Origin of the sequence: Rhizobium sp. MHM7A (assembly GCF_005862215.1) — a bacterium.
Classification (GTDB): Bacteria; Pseudomonadota; Alphaproteobacteria; order Rhizobiales; family Rhizobiaceae; genus Rhizobium; species Rhizobium bangladeshense.
On sequence record NZ_VCHT01000007.1, the window covers coordinates 117,862 to 133,137 of the forward strand.

The 15,276-nt window shown below is 61.6% G+C and carries 17 protein-coding genes; 10 read left to right on the forward strand and 7 right to left on the reverse strand.

Annotated elements, in window-relative coordinates; genetic code table 11:
• Positions 1-19 precede the first annotated feature (19 nt).
• Positions 20-184 carry a hypothetical protein gene (locus FFR93_RS40985; RefSeq protein WP_167358967.1) on the reverse strand — a complete coding sequence of 55 codons (165 nt, stop codon included), beginning with the start codon at positions 182-184 and terminating at the stop codon, positions 20-22.
• A 172-nt stretch (positions 185-356) separates the two neighbouring features.
• On the opposite strand from FFR93_RS40985, the gene FFR93_RS22545 reads away from it, so the two are divergent.
• From FFR93_RS22545 to FFR93_RS22555, 3 genes are all read left to right on the forward strand, one after another.
• Complete coding sequence (locus tag FFR93_RS22545; protein ID WP_064712153.1) at positions 357-1,637, forward strand: MFS transporter; 1,281 nt, start codon at positions 357-359, stop codon at positions 1,635-1,637.
• A 157-nt stretch (positions 1,638-1,794) separates the two neighbouring features.
• Positions 1,795-1,986 carry a DUF1192 domain-containing protein gene (locus tag FFR93_RS22550; protein WP_064708784.1) on the forward strand — a complete coding sequence of 64 codons (192 nt, stop codon included), beginning with the start codon at positions 1,795-1,797 and terminating at the stop codon, positions 1,984-1,986.
• A 390-nt stretch (positions 1,987-2,376) separates the two neighbouring features.
• Entirely contained in the window at positions 2,377-2,892 is a 516-nt protein-coding gene (locus tag FFR93_RS22555; protein WP_064708783.1) for a DUF1465 family protein, read from the forward strand.
• A 133-nt stretch (positions 2,893-3,025) separates the two neighbouring features.
• Here FFR93_RS22555 and rpmE read toward each other — a convergent pair whose 3' ends face one another.
• A complete protein-coding gene (rpmE, locus tag FFR93_RS22560; protein WP_003566413.1) occupies positions 3,026-3,247 on the reverse strand; it encodes a 50S ribosomal protein L31 in 222 nt (73 codons plus the stop codon).
• Between the two features lie 192 nt (positions 3,248-3,439).
• Between rpmE and FFR93_RS22565 the strand changes: the two genes are divergently transcribed.
• The 5 genes from FFR93_RS22565 to FFR93_RS22585 all read left to right on the forward strand — a co-directional run bounded on the left by FFR93_RS22565 (position 3,440) and on the right by FFR93_RS22585 (position 8,552).
• A complete protein-coding gene (locus FFR93_RS22565) occupies positions 3,440-5,242 on the forward strand; it encodes an ABC transporter transmembrane domain-containing protein (RefSeq protein ID WP_138394846.1) in 1,803 nt (600 codons plus the stop codon).
• Positions 5,243-5,381: 139 nt separating this feature from the next.
• Positions 5,382-6,374, forward strand: coding sequence for a tripartite tricarboxylate transporter substrate binding protein (locus FFR93_RS22570; protein WP_064708781.1), 993 nt, complete (start codon positions 5,382-5,384; stop codon positions 6,372-6,374).
• A 147-nt stretch (positions 6,375-6,521) separates the two neighbouring features.
• Entirely contained in the window at positions 6,522-6,710 is a 189-nt protein-coding gene (locus tag FFR93_RS22575; RefSeq protein WP_064694384.1) for a YegP family protein, read from the forward strand.
• Between the two features lie 251 nt (positions 6,711-6,961).
• Positions 6,962-7,294: a YciI family protein gene (locus tag FFR93_RS22580; RefSeq protein WP_138394847.1), complete on the forward strand. Its 333-nt coding sequence runs from the start codon at positions 6,962-6,964 to the stop codon at positions 7,292-7,294.
• Positions 7,295-7,301: 7 nt separating this feature from the next.
• Entirely contained in the window at positions 7,302-8,552 is a 1,251-nt protein-coding gene (locus FFR93_RS22585; RefSeq protein WP_138394848.1) for a DUF6596 domain-containing protein, read from the forward strand.
• Here the strand turns inward: FFR93_RS22585 and FFR93_RS22590 are convergent, their stop codons facing one another.
• The 3 genes from FFR93_RS22590 to FFR93_RS22600 form a co-directional block, all read right to left on the reverse strand.
• On the reverse strand, positions 8,553-9,584 hold the full coding sequence (locus FFR93_RS22590; RefSeq protein WP_138394849.1) for a peptidoglycan -binding protein: 1,032 nt from the start codon (positions 9,582-9,584) through the stop codon (positions 8,553-8,555).
• 3 nt (positions 9,585-9,587) lie between these two features.
• Entirely contained in the window at positions 9,588-10,691 is a 1,104-nt protein-coding gene (locus tag FFR93_RS22595) for a MotA/TolQ/ExbB proton channel family protein (protein WP_064708777.1), read from the reverse strand.
• Positions 10,692-10,802: 111 nt separating this feature from the next.
• Positions 10,803-11,603 carry an inositol monophosphatase family protein gene (locus tag FFR93_RS22600; RefSeq protein WP_138394850.1) on the reverse strand — a complete coding sequence of 267 codons (801 nt, stop codon included), beginning with the start codon at positions 11,601-11,603 and terminating at the stop codon, positions 10,803-10,805.
• A 212-nt stretch (positions 11,604-11,815) separates the two neighbouring features.
• Here FFR93_RS22600 and FFR93_RS22605 point away from each other — a divergent pair, with 212 nt between their 5' ends.
• A complete protein-coding gene (locus FFR93_RS22605; protein WP_138394851.1) occupies positions 11,816-12,394 on the forward strand; it encodes a TetR/AcrR family transcriptional regulator in 579 nt (192 codons plus the stop codon).
• Positions 12,395-12,470: 76 nt separating this feature from the next.
• On the forward strand, positions 12,471-13,211 hold the full coding sequence (locus FFR93_RS22610; RefSeq protein ID WP_138394852.1) for a 3-oxoacyl-ACP reductase family protein: 741 nt from the start codon (positions 12,471-12,473) through the stop codon (positions 13,209-13,211).
• Between the two features lie 72 nt (positions 13,212-13,283).
• Here FFR93_RS22610 and FFR93_RS22615 read toward each other — a convergent pair whose 3' ends face one another.
• Positions 13,284-14,381 (reverse strand): chemotaxis response regulator protein-glutamate methylesterase, encoded by a 1,098-nt coding sequence (locus FFR93_RS22615; protein ID WP_138394853.1) that lies wholly within the window; start codon positions 14,379-14,381, stop codon positions 13,284-13,286.
• A gap of 8 nt (positions 14,382-14,389) precedes the next feature.
• Positions 14,390-15,247 carry a CheR family methyltransferase gene (locus FFR93_RS22620; RefSeq protein WP_064708773.1) on the reverse strand — a complete coding sequence of 286 codons (858 nt, stop codon included), beginning with the start codon at positions 15,245-15,247 and terminating at the stop codon, positions 14,390-14,392.
• Positions 15,248-15,276 lie beyond the last annotated feature (29 nt).

Below are 15,276 nucleotides of genomic sequence, written 5' to 3' on the forward strand. Positions count from 1 at the left end.
ATCCCCGCGCCACCCAGGCCTACATCAGGAAGTCGCGCGACAGCAGCGCCACTGCCCAGACGCCAAAGGCGATCAGCGCGATCTTCCAGAAATCGATCCTGCGTCTGAGGCCGGGAAGTCCGAGCGGCTTGATCACCTGTATCACCATGGCAAGGATGAGCAGCAAGCCTATCAGCTTTGTCATGCTTTATTTTTTCCATTTTTCAGAATGTCACAGGACGGACATTTTTCCGCGCGAACACAGGACCTCGTCAGGCCGTAAAGGCATTCCGGGGCACAATCAATCATCTTGAGGCTGGGCAGGCGCAGGTCTTGCCTTATGTCCGTTCATAATCGCTGAGACCGAGTCTGGGGAAATGAAAAGAAATCTGCTGTCCGTCGCCGCGCTGCTCTTTGGCACGCTGTTCCTTTTCATGGGCAATGGCCTGCAGGGCATCCTGCTCCCGGTGCGCGGTAATATCGAAGGTTACGCCACGACGACGCTTGGCCTGCTTGGTACCTCATGGGCCGGAGGCTTCGTCATCGGCTGCCTGGTAGCGCCGAAACTGGTGCGCCGCGTCGGCCATGTGCGCGCCTTCTCCGGCTTCATCTCGATCATCGCCATCATCGCGCTGGTGAGCGGCATTATTATCGATCCGATCTGGTGGGTGGTCCTGCGCGCGGTTACCGGTTTCTCCACTGCCGGCACGTCGATGATCATCGAAAGCTGGCTGAACGAACGTGCCAGCAACGAGAGCCGCGGCGCAATCTTTTCGCTATATATCGGCATCACCCTGATCGGCGTCGTCGCCGGCCAAATGATGATCCCGCTCGAAGACGTGCGTACGCCGGTGCTCTTCATGATCTGCGGCATCTTCTATTGCATCGCCATGCTGCCGACGACGCTGTCGACTGCGGCCTCACCGCAGCCGCTGAAGGCTGTTCGCCTCGACCTGCCTGCGCTCTATCGCAATTCGCCCGTTTCCTGCCTCGGAATCCTGCTCGTCGGCATTGCCAACGGCGCTTACGGCACGCTTGGGGCTGTTTTCGGCGCCGGTGCCGGCCTGTCCGACACCAGCATCGCCGTCATGATGAGCGCTACCATCTTCGCCGGCGCCCTGATGCAACTGCCGGCCGGCCGGCTTTCTGATCGTATCGACCGTCGCTACGTGCTCGCCGCCTTGTCGGCTATTGCCGCCTTCGCCGGCTTGCTGATCTTTCTGCTTCACCCGACATCGCCCGCCTTGCTGATTGGGCTCGTTGTCCTTTACGGCGCAGTGGCCAATACGCTCTACCCGATCGCTGTCGCTCACGCGAACGACTTCGCGGCATCGGAAGATTTCGTCAAGGTTTCCGGTGGCCTGCTGCTCCTCTACGGCATCGGCACAGTCATCGGCCCGACGCTCGGCGGCCCAGTCATGTCGGCAATCACCCCGCATGCGCTTTTCCTGGTCACAGCCGTCGCCCATGTGCTGATCACCGTTTATGCCATCATCAGAAGCCGCATCCGCGCCGCCGTCCCGGCCAGCGACCGCGACGCCTATACAACGATTCCGACCGGAACGTCGCCGATGCTAACACCGCAGAGCATGTCTCTGGCTGATCGCGGCACCGGCAAATCTCCCGAAAGCGGCGATCCTGCTGTAAAATTCGGATAAGCGTCGAGCAAAATTTCACTGCGGTTTCATCCGTGGCGCGCGAGATACGCAAAAACTCCAGGCGAGGCTGGACTTGAGCCGGATCGGCCTAAATTCCGATTCCGTATCGCCTATTTCTTTCGGCATTGTGCTGACAGAAGCAAATGGAGGAGAACCGATGAGCTTTATCGATGACGACCGGCCGCAGAAGACACCAGCACACGAGATCGGCGCCGATCTCTCCATGCTTTCGGTGGATGAGCTGAAAGCGCGGGTGGAATTGCTGAAAACGGAAATCGCCCGGCTCGAAGCCGAAGCCGCCCGCAAAGCCTCCGGACGACAGGCGGCTGAAAGCCTCTTCCGCTCGTAATCCGCTAAAAGCCTCCAAATACAAGACGATAGGCAGAAGACTGAACTGGTCCCAAGTCTTCATTCGGCACAATGTTAATAAATTATTAAGCTTTATAAGGTATTACTGTACTTATCCAGATTTTCTCTGGATCTCAGACAGTTTTCCAAGCGGTGAATTGGTCTGATTTTTCTCCCTGTTTTACCTTGAGAGCCGCTTTTGCGGCTCTTCTTTTTGCTACCGCTGGCACATTTCCATGAAACTGTGGAGATTAACCTTTTCTTAAGAAACGGCTTGCGCATTTGCGCTAATGATACCATCTTAAAGCCATAAAGACCGGACGCGGAAACTTTTCCGTCAACCCCGGCGTTACCTGACCATAAGTAGCTGCGTGCAACAGGGACTATTGCGATGTCGGAAGTTGGATTGAACACGATCAGTTTTGCGGGCCGCGCGGCTGCATCCTCACAGTTCAAGGCACTTTATGCCGAAGGCATGTCGCTTGTCGAAGAGACCGCCGCCTATCTCGATGGCCAAGGCCGCGCAGCTTCCAAGGTTCTGCCGCGCATGGCGTCGGTCCTCTACGCCGCGGAATCGATGCGGCTGACCACTCGCCTCATGCAGATGGCCTCGTGGCTGCTGCTGCAGCGCGCCGTCAACAACGGCGAAATGTCGCGCGACCAGGTTTTGGCCGAGAAGAACAAAGTCCGCCTTGACGGCTTCAACGTCGACCGCGCCGCGCCGGGCTGGGCTGATCTGCCGGAATCCTTCCGGGATCTCGTCGAGCGCTCCCTGCGGCTGCAGAACCGCGTCGCCCTGCTCGATCGCGAAATCTATCGACCGGCCGAAGCCGTGATCGTTCATGACAATCAAAACAGCGTCCAGGCGCAGCTTTCCCTGCTGCAGACGGCCTTCGGCAACAACTGAGCCGATCTTAGAACTTCCATTGAACCGGCTGCGCAGTGTGCGGCCGGTTTTTTGTTGCCACTGCACGCGCCCTGCAAACGCAAAAAGCCCGGCAGAACCGGGCTCCTTGCGCAATCTTGTCAAGCAAAAGCGATTAGAGGCCGAGGCCGCCGAAACGCTTGTTGAACTTGGAAACGCGGCCACCGCGGTCCATAAGCTGCTGGTTGCCGCCCGTCCAGGCCGGATGCGACTTGGAATCGATTTCGAGGTTCATGACAGCGCCTTCCGAACCCCAGGTCGAGCGGGTTTCGTATTCGGTGCCATCGGTCATGACTACCTTGATCATGTGATAGTCGGGATGGATGCCTGCCTTCATAACAATCTTCCTGCGATACCGGAGTTCAAATTGCCGCATGCAGTTGCGGCCACCGAACCGATTGAATAAATGAAGCCGCAGTCGTGATGGCTACGGCTTCCCATTAGGATGCGGTGCCTATACATGAAGGACGTCGGGATAACAAGAGCCAACAGGCCGCATTAGCGGGTCCTGCAGGCGATCGGAGACGATTTGGCAGAACAGGCACGGGCTGAGGAAAACAGAAGGCGGTCGCTGCGGCCGCTCGGCAGGCTGACGCCTTACGTGATGCGTTATCGCGGCCTGGTGGCCGGAGCGCTGATTTCACTGGCGCTTGCCGCAGTCACCTCGCTGGCGCTGCCGCTTGCCGTGCGCCGCATGATCGATCACGGCTTCACCCGGTCCGACGGGAGCTTCATCAACAGCTACTTCGCTATGCTGATGGTCATGGCCGTCGTCCTCGCGATCGCGAGCGCCTTGCGTTATTATTTCGTCATTACCATCGGCGAACGCATCGTCGCCGATCTTCGCCGCGACGTCTTTAACCATGTGACGCGGCTGTCGCCCTCCTTCTTCGACGTCAATCAGTCCGGCGAGATCGTCTCGCGTCTGACCGCCGATACCACGCAGATCAAGTCCGCCGTCGGCGCCACAGCCTCTGTGGCGCTCAGGAACCTTATTCTCTGTCTCGGCGCCATGGGCATGATGGTCGTCACCTCACCCAAACTCTCGAGCCTCGTTATCGGAGCGATCCCGCTGATCGTCTTCCCGCTCGTCGCCTTCGGCCGCTCGGTGCGCAGGCGTTCCCGCGCCGCCCAGGATACGCTTGCCGAAGCGTCCGCCTTCGCCAACGAGACGATCGCCGCGACGCGTACGGTACAGGCCTTCAACGGCGAGGATGCCGCGGCGGCGCGATACGGCGGCGCCGTCGAATCCGCCTATGAAGCCGCGCGCGCGGCCATCCGCTCGCGCGCGCTGCTGACGGGCATCGCCATCACGCTGATCTTCGGCAGCGTCGTCGCCGTGCTCTGGGTCGGCGCTCACAGCGTGCTTGCCGGTACGCTGTCCGCCGGCACGCTCGGCCAGTTCCTGCTCTACGCTGTCATCTCCGCGGGGTCGCTCGGCGCGCTGTCGGAGGTTTGGGGCGAACTCTCGCAGGCCGCCGGCGCCGCCGATCGGCTGACCGAGCTTCTTGACGAGGCGTCACCGATCGCCGCCCCCGCCAGCCCCGAGGCTCTCCCGTCGCCCAGCCGTGGCCGCGTCGAGTTTTCCGGCGTGCATTTCGCCTATCCCTCGCACCCCGGCAAATCGGCCCTGCATGGCTTGAACTTTGCGGTTGCCCCAGGCGAAACCGTCGCCATCGTCGGCCCCTCAGGCGCCGGAAAGAGCACCGTCTTTTCGCTGCTGCTGCGCTTCTATGATCCGCAGCAGGGCAGCGTGACGATTGACGGTGTCGACGCCCGGCTGACGACACCTGACGGGTTGCGCCAGCGCATCGCCATCGTGCCGCAGGATGTCACCATCTTCGCCGCATCGATCCATGACAACATCGCCTTCGGTCGCCCCGGCGCATCGCGTGAGGAAGTCCGCGCCGCAGCGCTTGCCGCCCAAGCCGACGAATTCATCGCCCGGCTGGAGAACGGCTATGAGACTGAGGTGGGCGAACGCGGCGTCACCCTCTCCGGCGGCCAGCGACAACGCATCGCCATTGCCCGCGCCATTCTGAAGAACGCGCCGGTGCTGCTGCTCGACGAGGCGACCTCCGCGCTTGACGCCGAAAGTGAGACGCTCGTGCAGAAGGCGCTCGACGGCCTGGTGGATGGCCGCACGACACTCGTCATTGCCCATCGCCTGGCAACCGTGCTGAAAGCTGACCGCATCCTCGTCATGGATGAGGGACGCGTCGTCGAGGAAGGCACGCATCAAAGTCTGATCCGCCACGGCGGCATCTATGCGCGCCTCGCCCGGCTGCAATTCGACGCCGCCAACCAGGATGTGCTTGCCGCCGTGAGATAGCCAGCAGGCGCTACTAGTCGCACCGCAACTAAAGTCTGATTCCGTTGCGCCTCGCCGCGGTTGCCTTTCCGGCCTCCCGCGCTACCCTCTTCATGCCCCTGGGTGGGATTCCTGTTGAAATCGTGGGAGGAGATTAGGAATGGTGCTTTCCAACATGACGCGACGCACGGGCCTTGCGCTCGCTCTAGGCCTGTCTGTAATGCTGGGGCTTGGCCAGTCTGCCGTTGCTGCGGATTTTCCCGAGCGCGCGATAACCATGGTCGTGCCCTTTGCCGCCGGCGGCTCGACCGATGTCGTCGCGCGTATCGTCGCGCAGAAAATGTCAGAGGATCTCGGCCAGCAGGTGATCGTCCAGAACGTCGCCGGCGCCGGCGGCAATCTCGGTGCCGGCAACGTCGCGCGCGCTGAGCCTGATGGCTACACCATTCTGATGGGCACGGTAGCGACCCACGCCCTCAACCCGCTGATCCTCAAATCGACCCCCTATGATCCGGAAAAGGATTTTGCGCCGGTTTCACTGCTCGTCGTCGTGCCGAACGTGCTGGTGGTCAATCCGGAATTGCCGGCAAAGACGGTGCAGGAGCTGATCGCGCTCTTGAAAGCCGAGCCGGATAAATACAGTTACGCCTCGTCGGGCAACGGCACGCCGCTGCATCTTTCCGGCGAACTTTTCAAGTCCATGGCTGGCGTCAGCATGCAGCACATCCCCTATAAGGGCGCGGGGCCGGCATTGAACGACGTCATCGGCAACCAGGTGCCGATCATGTTTGATAACCTGCCCTCATCGTCCAGCCATATCAAGGCGGGCACGCTAAGGGCGCTGGCGGTGACGACGGCCGAGCGCGCGCCCTCTTTCCCCGATGTGCCGACAGTCGCGGAGTCCGGCATTCCAGGCTACGAGACCTATACTTGGAACGCGCTCTTCGCTCCGGCAAAGACGCCGAGCGAGGTGGTGATGCGCCTCAACGCCTCGGCCAAAAAGGCGCTCGCCGACCCCGCAGTTGCCGAACGCATGAAGGAGTTCAGCGCCACCATCGTCGGCTCGCCACCCGAGGAACTTGCAGCCCATGTCAAGGCTGAGCTCGCCAAATGGGGGCCGGTCGTCAAGGGAGCAAACATCCAGATGGAGTGATGCGGAGGCATTTGTCGGGGTATCTCACGTGGACCCGCCCATTGGGTGCAAGGCAACTCAATTGTCATTAAGGCAGTGGAAAAGCTCGCCATTTTGATCTAGCTTCCGCAACGCTGATGGTGCAATTCAGCGTTTCGGGAGACATCCATGTATAAATTCGAAGTCTACAAGGATAAATCAGGCGAATTCCGTTTCCGCTTCAAGGCATCGAACGGGGAAACCATGTTCAGTTCCGAGGGTTACAAGGCGAAGGCGTCCGCACTGAATGCCATCGAATCCATCAAGAAGAATACCTCCGGCGCCGAAATCGTCGACCAGACGAAGGCCGAAGCCTGAGCGGCACGGCATGGGCGGCGTCAATGCCGCCCTGCTTTTTCGCGCCCTTGCGCGGCGCTGGTGTTTTGAGACCGGCTCACCTGCTTGGATTGCAGGCGTTGTTTTCTTTCTCAACTATTTTTTCAAAACCATGTCGAAACGCCCGGCCGTCGCGCCTCATTGTCTCGGAACGGCTGAGCCGCTCTACCAGGCATTACGGTCTTCCGTCGGCCCCCCTGGAACAAAGCCAACAACGAGATCAGGAGTTTTCCATGCAATTCGCTCTCATTATTCGCGAAGCCGCCGAGGATTTCGCTCGACGCGGCGATCCGGCTTATCGAGATGGCTGGGTGGCCTATAGCAAAGCGCTCGCCCAAGCGGGGATCATGACCGGCGGCGCCGGCCTGACAGCCCCCGGCACGATCGTGCGCCGCAAAGGTGAGGACCACGATGTCCAGGACGGTCCCTATCCGGAAGGCAAGGAACAGCTCGGCGGCTTCTATCTGATCGAGGTCCCCGACATCGACACCGCACTCGAATGGGCGACCCGTGTTCCAATCTCCGACAAGGGTTCGGTCGAGGTGCGCCCACGCCTGCAGATGTGAGGCGGCAATGCCGCCCGATGCCGGACGCGCCGCCGAACAGGTGGCGCGACACTCCTATGGCAAGCTGATCGCCTTTCTCGCCGCCCGCTCGCGCGATGTGCCGGCAGCAGAAGACGCATTGTCGGAAGCGCTGGCTTCGGCCCTGCGCGTCTGGCCGGAGCGCGGCATTCCTGCCAATCCCGAAGCCTGGCTGCTGGTTGCCGCCCGCCGCAACCTGATGCAGGCGGCCCGCCGCCGAACTGTCGAGGCCAATGCACAAACGACGATATCGATCGCCCTCGACGAAGCGGAGGAACGGATGAACGAGGCCGGCAATTCCGTTTTTTCCGATGAACGGCTGAAGCTGCTCTTCGCCTGCACCCATCCCGCCATCGACAGTTCCGTGCATACGGCGCTGATGCTTCAGACGATTCTCGGCATCGAAGCAAGGACCATCGCACGCGCCTTCGTCGTTTCGGCGGAAGCGATGAGCCAGCGGCTGGTGCGGGCCAAGGTGAAGATCCGTGATGCGGGCATTCCGTTCACCATACCGCCTTGGCCCGCGCTGCCTGGGCGGCTTGCCGCCGTGCTTTCGGCGATCTACGCCGCCTATGGCCTCGGATGGGACGGCCTCGATGGCGAGGAAGCACACCATTCACTTGCCGGCGAAGCGATTTGGCTCGGGCGGACGCTTCTGGCTGTGCTGCCGGATGAGCCGGAAGCGATCGGCCTTCTCTCGCTTATGCTTCACTGCGAAGCCCGCCGCAGTGCCCGTCGTGACGGCAACGGTCGATATGTGCCGCTGGACGAGCAGGAACCGGCCGGCTGGAATGCCATGATGATCGCGGAAGCCGACTCGCTACTGAGCAAGGCCGGCGCCCTAAACCGTTTCGGCCCCTACCAGTGCCAGGCGGCGATACAATCGGTGCATGCGGCGCGGCGCCTCTCGGGGACAACCAACTGGCAAGCGCTGACGACGCTTTACGCCGCGCTGCTGAGGATGAAGCCGACGCTCGGCGCACGCGTCGCCCAAGCGGCGGTGATCGGCAGAGCTTCAAGCCCGGCCGAAGGCTTGGACCTGCTCGACAGGATCGATCCATGTGCCATCGCGGCCTATCAGCCCTATTGGGCCGTACGGGCCTTTCTTCTCGCAAGCGCCGGCGACGATGCCGCAGCGGCCGATGCCTACATGACCGCGATGGGCCTCAGCGACAGCCCTGCGGTGCGCGCCTTTCTCGCCGAGCGGCTGAAGCAGGCACGCCAGGCAAAGTCGAGCTGATCATTTCTCGGTCAGCTTCAGTTCGATGCGGCGGTTCGTGGATCGTGCGTCCAGCGAATCACCCGGTGCGATCGGCTGAAATTCGCCGAAGCCGGCCGCAACGAGCCGATCGGCTGGCACGCCACGCCCGATCAGGAACTTGACCACGGAAATCGCGCGCTCTGAGGACAGTTCCCAGTTGTCGCGATAGCGGCCGGTTCCCGCAAGCGGCACATTGTCGGTATGGCCGTCGACCCGCAGCACCCAGTTGATCTCCGGCGGAATTTCCTTGGCGAGGTCGAGAAGGGCGGCGGCAAGCTTCGCCATCTCCGTTTGCCCTTCCGGATTGAGATCCGCGCCGCCCGAGGGAAATAGCACCTCCGACTGGAAGACAAAGCGGTCGCCGACGATACGAATATTTTCACGATCCGAAAGGATCTCGCGCAGGCGGCCGAAGAAGTCGGAGCGGTAGCGGTTCAGCTCCTGCACGCGTGCGGCAAGCGCCACGTTGAGGCGGCTGCCGAGATCGGCGATCTTGGTTTGTGAGACCCGGTCCTTTTCCTCCGATGCCTGAAGGGCTGCCTCGACGGCGGCGATCTGACTGCGAAGCGCGGCGATCTGCTGGTTCAAGAGTTCGACCTGGTTGAGCGCCCGCTCACTCACCTGCTTCTGCTCGTCGAGTTCCTGCGTCATCGAACCGATCCGCTTCTGCGCCGCATCCTGGCCGCCGGCGCCGGCATTCAGCAGCGTCTGCAGCCGCGAACGCTCGCCTTCGGCAGTAGCAAGCGATGCCTGCAGATTGGCAATCGAATCCTGAAGATCCTGATTGCTGCCCTTTTCGAGCGCGAGCAGCTGCGTCAACTCGTTGATCTGGCTGTTGAGGCGATTGAGCACCTCATCGCGCCCGGTGATCTCCCGGCTGAGGATGAACTGCCCGACGACGAAGACCGTCAGCAGGAACATGATCGCGATGAGCAGCGTCGACAGCGCATCGACGAAGCCCGGCCAGTAATCCACCGTGCGTTCGCGGCGGCGGTTGCGGGCAAGTGCCATGGCCTACTTGCCCTCGCTCTTTTCTGTCTGGCTCATGCGGTCGCGCTGGCGCTCGGTCCGGTCGCCGCCCCGCTCCTGCAGACCGATGCGCTCGGCCAGCCGGTCGAGCGTGCGGCGCATTGCTTTCGCCTCGTCCTGCTGCGCTTCGATCCAGTCGCGCAGCATCTGCTGCTCGTTGCGCATATTCTTGACGAGACCCTGAATACCTTCGGCAAGGCTTGCCATGGCGGCGACCGAGCGTTGGTTGCCGACACCGCCCTCTTCGGAGACCTTGCGCAGATACTCGGAGAGAGCGCGCATGTCGTCCGAGGAAGACCCGGCAACGGCCTCGAGCGCTGGCGCCAGATCGGAGCCGACATCGGTAACCGAGGAGAGCCAGTTTTCCAGCTCCATGTAGAAGCGATTCTGCGCGCGGCCGGCCTGCAGGTCGAGGAAACCGAGAATGAGCGAACCGGAAAGACCGAGCAGCGAGGAGGAGAAGGCCTGGCCCATGCCCGAAAGCGGCATGGAAAGTCCCTCCTTCAGCGCCGAGAGCACGTCTCCCGTGCCGTTCGAGCCGGCATCGAGCGACTGGATGACGGTGCTGATCGAACCGATCGTGCCGATGAGGCCCCAGAAGGTGCCGAGCAGGCCGAGGAAGACCAGGAGGCCGATCAGGTAGCGCGAAACGTCACGCGATTCGTCGAGGCGGGTGGCGATCGAGTCGAGGATCGACCGCAAAGCGGTGGTCGACAGCGCCACAGACGCTGTGCGGCTGCCGATCAGAGCCCGCATCGGCGCAAGCAGCCGGGGATTGCGGTTGACCTTGTCCGCGCTGCCGGCAGCGCGGAAGGAGTTGAACCAGCGCACTTCGGGGCGAAGCGCCAGCACGTGATTGAAAACAAGGATGATCCCGACTGCAAGAACGCCGAGGATCAGGCCGTTGAGGCCCGGATTGTGCATGAAGGCGGTCTGCGTCTGCCGAAAGAGGATCGCGGCAATGAACCCGACGATGACGAGGAAAAGCAGCATCGTCCAGAGGAAGGGCATGGGGCTCGAGAGCCTGTAGGTATAACCGCCGGCCGTCTTTTCGGTGGAGCCGATCTCCGCCACATTCACATTTTCCATAGGTTCAGCAGCCTCCGAACTCATTGCTGGCGGAGACTAGAGCAACATTGTGCCGAATTGAAGTATGCCGGGGCGAAAACCGTGACTTTACAACAGCCGGTTTTTCCCAGGTCACTTGGCGGGGACCGGCCGCTTGATCACCTCGATCAGCGCCTTGTGAATGTGCTCGTTGCCGGCGACGATCGCACCCCCTTCCAGAATGCCCGCTCCACCGTCCCAATCGGTGGCGAAGCCGCCGGCTTCGCGGATCAGCAGGATGCCGGCTGCCATGTCCCAGGGCGCAAGCTCCGCCTCCCAGAAACCGTCGAAACGTCCTGCGGCGACATGGGCAAGATCGAGCGTCGGCGAGCCCAGGCGGCGGATGCCCGCCACTTCGCCCATCACGTGGCGAAGTTCCACCAGGAACTTGCCGTGATTGCGCTTGCCGAGCGCAGGCATGCCGCAACCTATGACGCAATCCGACAGCACGCGGCGCCCAGCCACGCGCAGGCGCCGGTCATTGAGGAAAGCGCCGCCGCCGCGCTCGGCGGTATAGAGCTCGTCGGTCGCCGGATTGAAGACGACGGCGGCAACGATCTCGCCGTTGCGCTCAAGCGCAATCGAGACAGCGAAGGCCGGGATGCCGTGCAGGAAGTTCGTCGTCCCGTCGAGCGGGTCGACGATCCAGCGATGCGCGCCGTCCGTGCCCTTGATCTCCTCGCCTTCCTCGCCGAGGAAGCCGTAGGTCGGACGCGCCTTCATCAGCTCTTCCCTGACTATCTTCTCGGCCTTGCGGTCGGCGGCGGAAACAAAATCACCCGGTCCCTTCACCGAAACCTGAAGGTTCTGCACTTCGCCGAAATCACGCGCCAGCGATTTTCCTGCCTTGAGAGCGGCCTGAACCATGACATTGAGAAGAGCTGAACGGGCCATCGGCGCATTTTCCTTGGGACTGATACGGGACGCGCTCTGCCAGGGGCGGGAAATGTCCCTGAACATGCATGACAGGCAGCGCTGCAAAGATTGGCGGCCTCAAGACCACAAAATCGCGGAAATTTCAAGGGGAGGCACGCATGGCGCCGCGCCTCGTCGGAAACCATCAATCTATTCTGGACAGATCAATCCAGAAATGCTAGTTGCTGATCATGGCACGACACAAGGAATTCGATCGCGACAACGCGCTGCATGCCGCCATCGGGGTGTTTTCCGAGCACGGGTATGAGGGCACCTCCACCGACGAACTGCTGAGAGCGATGAAGATCAGCCGGCAAAGCATGTACGACACTTTCGGTGACAAGCGCGGCCTCTATCTCGAAGCGTTGGAACGCTACAATGCCGACAGCATCGGCAAGATCGTCGCTGACCTTCGCCTTCCCGGCCAACCGATCAAGGCGCTGGAAGGCGCCCTTGTCGCTTTCGCTTCCCGTCCTGCAGCCGAGGCGAAGCGCGGCTGCCTCGGCGTCAGCGCCATTTGCGAATTCGGCCGCACCGACGCAGAGATCGGGGCTCTTACCGACAGCGCCGGCCGCGCACTGCATTCCGCCCTGGAAATCCTTCTCAAGCAGGCTCGTAGCGCGGGAGAACTTGCGTACGACATCGAGATCTCCGATGCCGTTCATTTTCTCGGCGCTACGCTATCGGGCATGAAAATCAGTGCCCGCAACGGTGCCTCACCAGAGATACTGCGCCACATTGCCCGCTTGGCGGTCAGGAGTCTTCGCTGAAGAAAGGGATATCGCCAACAAAAATTTTTCCGCGCTCTATTATAGACTAAACGATCCAAAAAGAAAGGAAACGCATATGTCCCAATCGCTCTCCGGCAAGATCGCCCTCGTCACCGGTGGATCACGCGGCATCGGCGCCGCCATCGTGCGAAGACTTGCTGCCGATGGCGCCGCGGTCGCTTTCACTTACTCCAGTTCCGAAGCGAGGGCGAAGGCGGTCGTCGAGGAACTGGAAACAGCCGGCGGAAGGGTGCTGTCGATCCATGCTGACAGCGCCGATGCACAGGCTGTGAGGGACGCTGTCTCGCTGACCGTCAACCGCTTCGGTGGTCTGGACATTCTCGTCAGCAATGCGGGCATTCTAATCCGCAATCCGCTCGACGACTACTCGCTAGAGGATTTCGACCGCATGTTCGCGGTCAATGTCCGCGCTGTCTTCGTCGGCGTCCAGGCAGCGGCAAGACATATGAAAGAGGGCGGCCGCGTCATCACCATAGGCAGCGTCACGGCTGAGCGCAGCGGCTTTCCGACATCGGCGGTCTACAGCATGACAAAGGGCGCCATTGCGTCGATGACCCGCGGACTTGCCCGCGATCTCGGGCCGCGCGGCATCACCGTCAACAATATCCAGCCCGGCCCGACAGTTACCGAAATGAACCCTAATGAGGAAGATCATGAGCGCCTCAAGCCGCTGATGGCGCTAGGCCGCCTGGGCGAGGATCGGGAGATCGCAGGTCTCGCCGCTTATCTCGCCAGCGAGGAAGCCGGCTTCGTCACCGGCGCCAGCCTGACGATCGATGGTGGTTATCTCGCCTGACGCGCACGCGTAAGGATTAATGTCCCGGCGGCCTCCCCTGATACCGCCGGCCTTGCTCGATTGAAACAGGTATCAGAACTTCTGCTGCGTGATCAGCACTTCGCGGGCGATCTGATCGAGCGGCAGAATGCGGTCGACCCCTCCCCTGGCGATCGCCTCCTTCGGCATGCCGAATACAACGGAACTCGCCTCGTCCTGCGCCACCGTGTAGGCGCCGGCCTCATGCATCTCCAGCATGCCACGCGCACCGTCGTCGCCCATGCCCGTCATGATGATCCCCATGGCGTTCGAGCCGGCCGAACGCGCCGCCGAACGGAAGAGCACATCGACGGAAGGCCGGTGGCGCGAGACCAGCGGCCCTGTCTTCACGCTTACATAATAACGCGCACCCTGACGTTCGAGCAGCATGTGCTTGTCACCGGGCGCGATCAGCACATGGCCGCGCAGCACTGGATCGCCGTCGACGGCTTCCTTGACCTCGACCTCGCAAAGCCCGTTCAGGCGCTTGGCGAAGGCCGCGGTGAATTTCTCCGGCATATGCTGGACGATCACCACGCCCGGTGCATTGGCCGGCAGTTCCTCGAGAAATTCGCGCAGTGCTTCGGTGCCGCCGGTGGAGGCGCCGACGCAGACGACCATCTCCGTCGTCTTCGCCATGGCTCGACCCGTCGGCGGTGGCAGCATGGCATCCGCCGTTAGTTTCTTGGCTGGGCCCTCGGCGGAAGCCGAGCGGATGGTTCCGGCGGCGCGGCGCACGGTGGAAAGCCGCGCATGCGAAGCGCTCTTGACGACTTCGCGAATGCGTATCGCATCATCGGCCAAGCCGTCGGCTGCCCCGATCTTTGATTTGAGAATGACGTCGACGGCACCAGCCTCCAGCGCCTGGATCAGCGTTTCCGAGCCCGCTTCCGTCAGCGACGAACACATTACCACTGGGATCGGCCGCTGCGACATCAGCTTGCGCAGGAAAGTGATGCCGTCCATACGAGGCATCTCCACGTCGAGGGTGATGACGTCGGGAATCTCCTCCTGCAGCCTCCGCGCCGCCACGAAAGGATCGGGTGCCACCCCCATGATCTCGATATCGGGATCCTGCTCCAGCACATGGGCCAGCGTCTGCCGGACGCTGGCGGAATCGTCGATGATGAGAACGCGGATTTTCTTGCGCATGAATGCCTCTAGATACGCTGAAACACCGTGTTCGAGACCTGCTTGAGCGGCAGATCGAAGCCGGTGATCGATTCGGAATGACCGATGAACATATAGCCGCCCTTCGCCAAGCAATCACAGAGACGGCTGAGCACACCCGCCTGAGTTTGCTTGTCGAAGTAGATGAGTACGTTGCGGCAGAAGATGACGTTCATTGGATCGCCGATCGGATACTTGTCGTCCATCAGATTCATGCGGGCAAAGCCGATCCTGCTGCGCAGTTTGGGCGTGATACGCACTTCCCGCCGATCCGGTTGCTTGGCTTTCAGCACATATTTGCGCTGCAGGTCGCGCGGCACGGGCGCAATCAGATCTTCCGGATAGATGCCCCGGCGCGCCGTCTGCAACACATCTGTGGAAAGGTCGGTCGCCAGCACGCTGTAGGAGACATCGTTGCGGCCTTCCGTGAACTCTGCCAGCACCATCGCCATCGTATAGGGTTCGGCTCCGGTCGAGCACGCCGAGCTCCAGGCGCGGATGGTCCGCACGCCGCTGTTGACGATTGCCGGCAGTGCGACGCTCTGCAGGTAGTCGAAATGCTTTGCTTCGCGGAAGAAATCGGTTTTGTTCGTCGTCACCACGTCAATCAGGTAGACAGTTTCCTGGGCGAGGCCGTCGTGATTGAACAGGAAGTCGCAATAATCGTCGAAGGTCGAATGGTTGGTGGCGCGAAGGCGGCGTCTCAGCCGCCCTTCGAGCATCGTCAGTTTGGTCGGCGGCATCTTGATGCCGCTATAGTCGTAGATGAACCGGGCAAGCTTTTCGAAATTCCGCTTGCTGATCCGGTCGCCCGGCAATTGGGTTTCCACCGCTGCTGCCATACTCATGGAACGCATTACTCCGGGTTGACGCGCGG

Bases quoted from the DNA above. Each gene is read 5' to 3' on its own strand.
- rpmE (WP_003566413.1), bottom strand. From the start codon at position 3,247: ATGAAGGCAGGCATCCATCCCGACTATCACATGATCAAGGTAGTCATG.
- FFR93_RS22550 (WP_064708784.1), top strand. From the start codon at position 1,795: ATGAGCTTTATCGATGACGACCGGCCGCAGAAGACACCAGCACACGAG.
- FFR93_RS22600 (WP_138394850.1), bottom strand. From the start codon at position 11,603: ATGGCCCGTTCAGCTCTTCTCAATGTCATGGTTCAGGCCGCTCTCAAG.
- FFR93_RS22620 (WP_064708773.1), bottom strand. From the start codon at position 15,247: ATGAGTATGGCAGCAGCGGTGGAAACCCAATTGCCGGGCGACCGGATC.
- FFR93_RS22590 (WP_138394849.1), bottom strand. From the start codon at position 9,584: ATGGCACTTGCCCGCAACCGCCGCCGCGAACGCACGGTGGATTACTGG.
- FFR93_RS22570 (WP_064708781.1), top strand. From the start codon at position 5,382: ATGGTGCTTTCCAACATGACGCGACGCACGGGCCTTGCGCTCGCTCTA.
- FFR93_RS22575 (WP_064694384.1), top strand. From the start codon at position 6,522: ATGTATAAATTCGAAGTCTACAAGGATAAATCAGGCGAATTCCGTTTC.
- FFR93_RS22585 (WP_138394848.1), top strand. From the start codon at position 7,302: ATGCCGCCCGATGCCGGACGCGCCGCCGAACAGGTGGCGCGACACTCC.
- FFR93_RS22605 (WP_138394851.1), top strand. From the start codon at position 11,816: ATGGCACGACACAAGGAATTCGATCGCGACAACGCGCTGCATGCCGCC.
- FFR93_RS22555 (WP_064708783.1), top strand. From the start codon at position 2,377: ATGTCGGAAGTTGGATTGAACACGATCAGTTTTGCGGGCCGCGCGGCT.
- FFR93_RS22610 (WP_138394852.1), top strand. From the start codon at position 12,471: ATGTCCCAATCGCTCTCCGGCAAGATCGCCCTCGTCACCGGTGGATCA.
- FFR93_RS40985 (WP_167358967.1), bottom strand. From the start codon at position 184: ATGACAAAGCTGATAGGCTTGCTGCTCATCCTTGCCATGGTGATACAG.
- FFR93_RS22580 (WP_138394847.1), top strand. From the start codon at position 6,962: ATGCAATTCGCTCTCATTATTCGCGAAGCCGCCGAGGATTTCGCTCGA.
- FFR93_RS22595 (WP_064708777.1), bottom strand. From the start codon at position 10,691: ATGGAAAATGTGAATGTGGCGGAGATCGGCTCCACCGAAAAGACGGCC.
- FFR93_RS22615 (WP_138394853.1), bottom strand. From the start codon at position 14,381: ATGCGCAAGAAAATCCGCGTTCTCATCATCGACGATTCCGCCAGCGTC.
- FFR93_RS22545 (WP_064712153.1), top strand. From the start codon at position 357: ATGAAAAGAAATCTGCTGTCCGTCGCCGCGCTGCTCTTTGGCACGCTG.